The 4,641-nt window shown below is 57.3% G+C and carries 6 protein-coding genes and 1 tRNA gene; 5 read left to right on the forward strand and 2 right to left on the reverse strand.

The features are described 5' to 3' along the window. From EN984_RS23355 to EN984_RS23370, 4 genes are all read left to right on the forward strand, one after another. Positions 1 to 541 (forward strand): DUF1003 domain-containing protein (locus EN984_RS23355; RefSeq protein ID WP_164765598.1); only part of this gene is annotated, 541 nt, incomplete at its 5' end. 131 nt (positions 542 to 672) lie between these two features. After that, a tRNA-Arg gene (locus tag EN984_RS23360) sits at positions 673 to 749 on the forward strand. Positions 750 to 1,002: 253 nt separating this feature from the next. Continuing rightward, complete coding sequence (locus EN984_RS23365) at positions 1,003 to 1,326, forward strand: hypothetical protein (protein WP_127267265.1); 324 nt, start codon at positions 1,003 to 1,005, stop codon at positions 1,324 to 1,326. Positions 1,327 to 1,373: 47 nt separating this feature from the next. Continuing rightward, on the forward strand, positions 1,374 to 2,432 hold the full coding sequence (locus EN984_RS23370) for an ImmA/IrrE family metallo-endopeptidase (RefSeq protein WP_164749084.1): 1,059 nt from the start codon (positions 1,374 to 1,376) through the stop codon (positions 2,430 to 2,432). Here EN984_RS23370 and EN984_RS23375 read toward each other — a convergent pair. Then, positions 2,429 to 3,367: a hypothetical protein gene (locus EN984_RS23375; RefSeq protein ID WP_127267267.1), complete on the reverse strand. Its 939-nt coding sequence runs from the start codon at positions 3,365 to 3,367 to the stop codon at positions 2,429 to 2,431. The genes EN984_RS23370 and EN984_RS23375 overlap by 4 nt on opposite strands. Beyond that, positions 3,348 to 4,427, reverse strand: a complete 1,080-nt coding sequence (locus EN984_RS23380) for a thymidylate synthase (protein WP_127267268.1) — start codon at positions 4,425 to 4,427, stop codon at positions 3,348 to 3,350. The genes EN984_RS23375 and EN984_RS23380 overlap by 20 nt, the downstream gene beginning before the upstream one ends. A 27-nt stretch (positions 4,428 to 4,454) precedes the next feature. Between EN984_RS23380 and EN984_RS38265 the strand changes: the two genes are divergently transcribed. After that, positions 4,455 to 4,641: hypothetical protein (locus tag EN984_RS38265; protein WP_206517466.1), on the forward strand; the 187-nt coding region annotated here is incomplete at its 3' end.

A 4,641-nucleotide genomic window follows, 5' to 3' on the forward strand; every position in this document is an offset into this window, starting at 1 on the left:
CTCCGAGCTCGACCGCCAGGTGGTCGAATCGATCGCCAGGCAGGACACGATTTCCGAAAACTCGGAAGAAGAATTCGAGGAGCACCGCACCTTTGCCGACCGCGTCTCCGACAACATGGCGGCCTTCGGCGGCAGCTGGTGGTTCCTGATCTCGTTCGGCAGCGTGCTTCTGGTGTGGATCGGCATCAACCTGCTCGAAGGCATGAGCGCCGCCTTCGATCCCTATCCCTTCATCCTGCTCAACCTGCTGCTCTCCTGCATCGCCGCCATCCAGGCGCCGATCATCATGATGAGCCAGCGGCGGCAGGAGTCCAAGGACCGCCTGCGCTCCTTCAACGACTACCGCGTCAACCTCAAGGCCGAGCTCGAAGTGCGCCATCTGCACGAAAAACTCGACTACCTCATCTCGCGCCAATGGACGCGGCTCGCCGAAATGCAGCAGATGCAGCTGGATGCGATGCACGAACTGGCGGGTGCGAAGAAGCCGAAGCGGGCGGTGCGCGGGCGGCGGACGGTGAAGGCGGGGGCGGCAACCTCATAGGCCGCAGCCTGCACGCACCGGGCCATGTCGCTGCGCCAATCTCCAATTGCCCGTTGAAGCCCGCGCCTGCTTCCGCTAAGAAGCCGTGACTTGCCGGTTCACCGGCTGGTTCGTTTTCCGGATTCCGGAAAGCACCCGTAGCTCAGCTGGATAGAGCGCTGCCCTCCGAAGGCAGAGGTCACAGGTTCGAATCCTGTCGGGTGCGCCAGAATGCAAAGGGGTCCGTTCTGGACACTGCGTTTGGCGGTGGCTGCTTTGCGCCGCATATCAGCAAGGATAAGCACAATCGCTCAGCTACATGACGACACCGGCATTGATTATGGTGTCGTAGCCGGATAGCGCTGACATTAGTTGTCTAGACGAACGATTCGACTTGTCTTTTTCCTCGGGCTGTCTCTCACTACTCGCAGCGCGAAGTAGTCACAGGCGTGGTCTCGGGTCTGCTCGCGGGACGATTTGCCTTGGAACTTCACTATCTCACACCGAAAATCCGAAGGGCAACTATCGACGGAAAGGCGGCAACGAAAATGCTCGGTGAGGACCTGGCACGGTCATACCACAGTCTTATCGCAGACATGCGGGGCGCCATTTATCTCCACGAAGTGCCGGATGAACCAAAGGTTAACTGGGCTGAAGGCAAGATCGGGTTAAGCTATCCATTGGGAGATTCCGCTGTAGTGGAGGTGGAGCCCATCGGAGCCGGTGTGATCGACACGACCAACTGGGGCGATGTTCACCGCGTTAAGCTCTTGCGGATTCTCAACAACGGAAAGCTGCTAGCATGATTGACCCTAACTGGTCTTCACCGCCGGGCGACACGATAGTGCGGCTCATGGACACCAAGGAAATCGACGGCGCAGAACTCGCTGACGCATTGGGAATATCCACAGACGATTTCGACGCTTTGATTAGGGGCCACCGTCGGTTGACAGAAAGTGACGCCGGTGTTCTGGCCGACAATCTAGGGTCTACGACGCGGTTCTGGCTGGCCCGCGATAAATCCTACGTTTTGGATATGGCCCGTTTGGACGAGAGTTCACAAGACTCAGAGGCGTCATGGGTCGCATCGATGCCGGCAGCATCGATGCGCAAATTCGGTTGGGTCCCCAAAGGCAGCAAGTCTAAGAACAAACTCAAGGACGAGATTCTCGCATTTTTTGGCTGCTTGACTCTGCAGGAATGGGGACAGCGCTACTCATCGGGCGTGGGCGCTGTCGCTTTCCGAACCTCACTATCCCTCGCGTCCGACGGCATGGCCACACTGGTCTGGCTGCGCGCCGGCGAATTGGCCATCGCCGACCGTGACCTGCCCGAGTTTGACCTCTCGGCATTTAGGAACATGCTTCCAGGACTAAAGAAGCTTTCAGCTTTCAAACGGCCATCCGCGTTTGTTCCGCGCCTCGTAGCCGCTTGCAGATCTGTCGGTGTGGCAGTAGCAACCGCCCGGACTCCGGACGGTTGCCGCGCAAGTGGCGCGTCCTGGTTCGATACCAACGGCAATCCGGTCATCCTGCTTAGCTTCCGCCATATGGCGGAAGACCATTTTTGGTTCACGTTCTTTCATGAGGCTGCGCACATCGTACTGCATGGGCAAGACCATATCGACGGCGAAGGCGCTGTATTCATGGGAACGGACACGGAGACTCAAGAACGAGAGGCCAACGAGTTTGCGCAAGAATTGCTCTTTCCTGCCAATTTTCGGGAAGAACTCGACAACCGTGGCGTGGGGCCGAAGGCTATCATGGCCATCGCCCGAGCGGTGGATGTCACACCAGGTATCATCGTAGGTCAGTTGCAGCGGGCCGACGTGGTGGATCACAGCAAGCTGAACTTCCTCAAGCGCCGCTACCGTTGGGGTGAAGACCCAAACATACCTGACCTGATCGACTAACCTCTGAAATAAGTGTAGATCGTCGGGCTCTTCTGCCAATTGCAGAGACTGTCTTCAAGCACTTGCTTACCCACGTTGAGGTAGTCGTCGAGCGTATCAACCGCCCTCTCGATCTCCTTGGGCTTACCTTCTGCATTGGTCGCTCCCAAGACTAGCAGCTTAGCCCCGAACAACGGGCCGGTGGCGCCCGTTAGGTACACACTGTCGGCGTCAATCGGCGCTAGGTCTAGCTTGCCCAACATGGTCAGGAAGTCGAACTTGCCCAAGCGACCAAAACCGTAGACATCCTTCATCGATCGGTAGAGCTTCTTGAAAACTGCCGTAGGCTCCTGGCCAACCTCTTTATGTATCAGCCGCACCTTGGAATTCATACCACCCGAGGCCGTCAACCATTCGTGGAAAGTACTGAACACCTTGCCAATATTGCCAATCTTCTTGCTTTGGTACTGACGGTGGTTCGAAAATCGTCCGGATATAGATTTGGACTTCAGGTCATCCTCATGCGTGGTTAACATCGCCTCAAAATCGGCCCTGTTGACGCCATAGCGCTCCAAAGTCCACACCGGCCCCTCTCCGAACGAGCCCATGACGTTCGCGGCCAGCTTCCAGGCATCTTCGGCGTGTTTGCCAAAATGAGTGCCCAGAAAAGCTATCCATACCGCTTCGTCGCGGCGGCCCTTGGTATCAAGATAAAACGCACCTTTCAGAGGATCGAAAAGAGGGGAGTACGGATTGATACGATCAGCCGAGATGGCTGGGCGATGGCGGAAATTCCGCACATACTCGATCCGTCGGATGCTCGACACCATCTGCTCAACCAGTGTCTGTCTGGCCGCGGGATCCGCGATACCGGGAAGTGGACCGAATTCGTCTTCGTATGCCGCAAGGCCTTTCAGCAATTGGAATTGGCGGTCCCTATGGATTCCGTTGGGCATCTACTTCTTCCGGTTCGAACAGTTCTCGGATGACCGGATCCGCCACTTTCTTCTTAGCGATCCGATCGAGCACATAGAGTTTGAACCCGTCATGGTTCAGCCGGTTGAGCAACTCGGCGGCACGCTTCGTATCCCGTAATGTGCCAAGAGCAAAGACGCGCAGCAGTATAATCAGGTCCCGCCAATAGGGGTCGAGATCCGCCACGGGTTCGAAATTCGGGTTGCCGGCACGGATTTCACGTTCCGCTTCCAGCACTTGCCATACGGCCGGCCACGGATCGCCCAACGGCATCGGCGGCATGGGGACGATGTCGTGCAGCCCCTCGTCCACGTACTTCTGGGCGTTTGTACGCGGCTTTTGCCTTTCCGTGTCGTCGTAGAGATGTAGGCTGGCCACCGAGTGATGATAGGTTCCTGGTTCGACCCCTAACTCACGCGCGGCGATCTCCTGCAGCATGGTAAACGAGAAGACGTCATGCGGCAGCCCGAGGAAAACGTCGTTGGACCGCATGTGCACGTGTAGGTGAAGCCGTTTCTTCCTGATGACGAAATGCAGCGTGCAGGTGCAAGGAATGTCCTTGCTTTTTTTGCCGTCTGCACCGTTTCGAGCACCGTCGGCGTTCGCGTAGATTTGGATGATCGCGTTACGCGAACCGGGCTCGGCGCGCAGAGTGTCGATCACGCGCTGCCATTCGTCCTTGGGCTCGGCGTCGCCGTGCAGGCGAGCGCGCCCGAAGATACGGCGGCCATAAGCGCCGTTGAGCGTCTCGCCGTCGTCGGAAAACTCGTCATATCCTTCGATGTAGTAATTGATTTGGTCTAATGCGTCGCTGCCTGACAGGTACCAGAGCAGTTCGCCAAGCGGACTGAAAACTCTAGCGCGCGCCTCGGATCTTCCCAGTCGCGCACGCGGATTAGTAAGTTCGAGAAGCGCACCGAACAACTCGGTGCTTGTACCTTTGCGTGATCTCACGCGGTTGTTCCGCTTGTTACCGGACAACAGCCGCGTGAAAACCTTTCGCATTAAATCGTCGAGATTGTCGGCAGAGTGATGAAACACGCACGGTCCTTGCTGCCGAGTCTGCTGTTGAACCTGACTATCAAGCAAGATCGATTCGCGATTATATCTCAGCAGGAAGAGTATCCGGCTGCAATTGAATATTCCACCACCGCCTTTTATTCGGCTGCAGAATTCGCAACGTCCAGTTCGGCGCTCCCTTTGCTGCCCAGCCGCGCCGCCGTCAGCCCGCCACCCCCCTCACACTCTCCCGCTC

The sequence above is a fragment of the Mesorhizobium sp. M7A.F.Ca.CA.004.12.1.1 genome, assembly GCF_003997835.1.
Taxonomy (GTDB): domain Bacteria; phylum Pseudomonadota; class Alphaproteobacteria; order Rhizobiales; family Rhizobiaceae; genus Mesorhizobium.

Excerpts from the sequence above, each read along its gene's own strand:
- EN984_RS23370 (WP_164749084.1), top strand. The coding sequence starts at position 1,374 with ATGGACACCAAGGAAATCGACGGCGCAGAACTCGCTGACGCATTGGGA.
- EN984_RS23375 (WP_127267267.1), bottom strand. The coding sequence starts at position 3,367 with ATGCCCAACGGAATCCATAGGGACCGCCAATTCCAATTGCTGAAAGGC.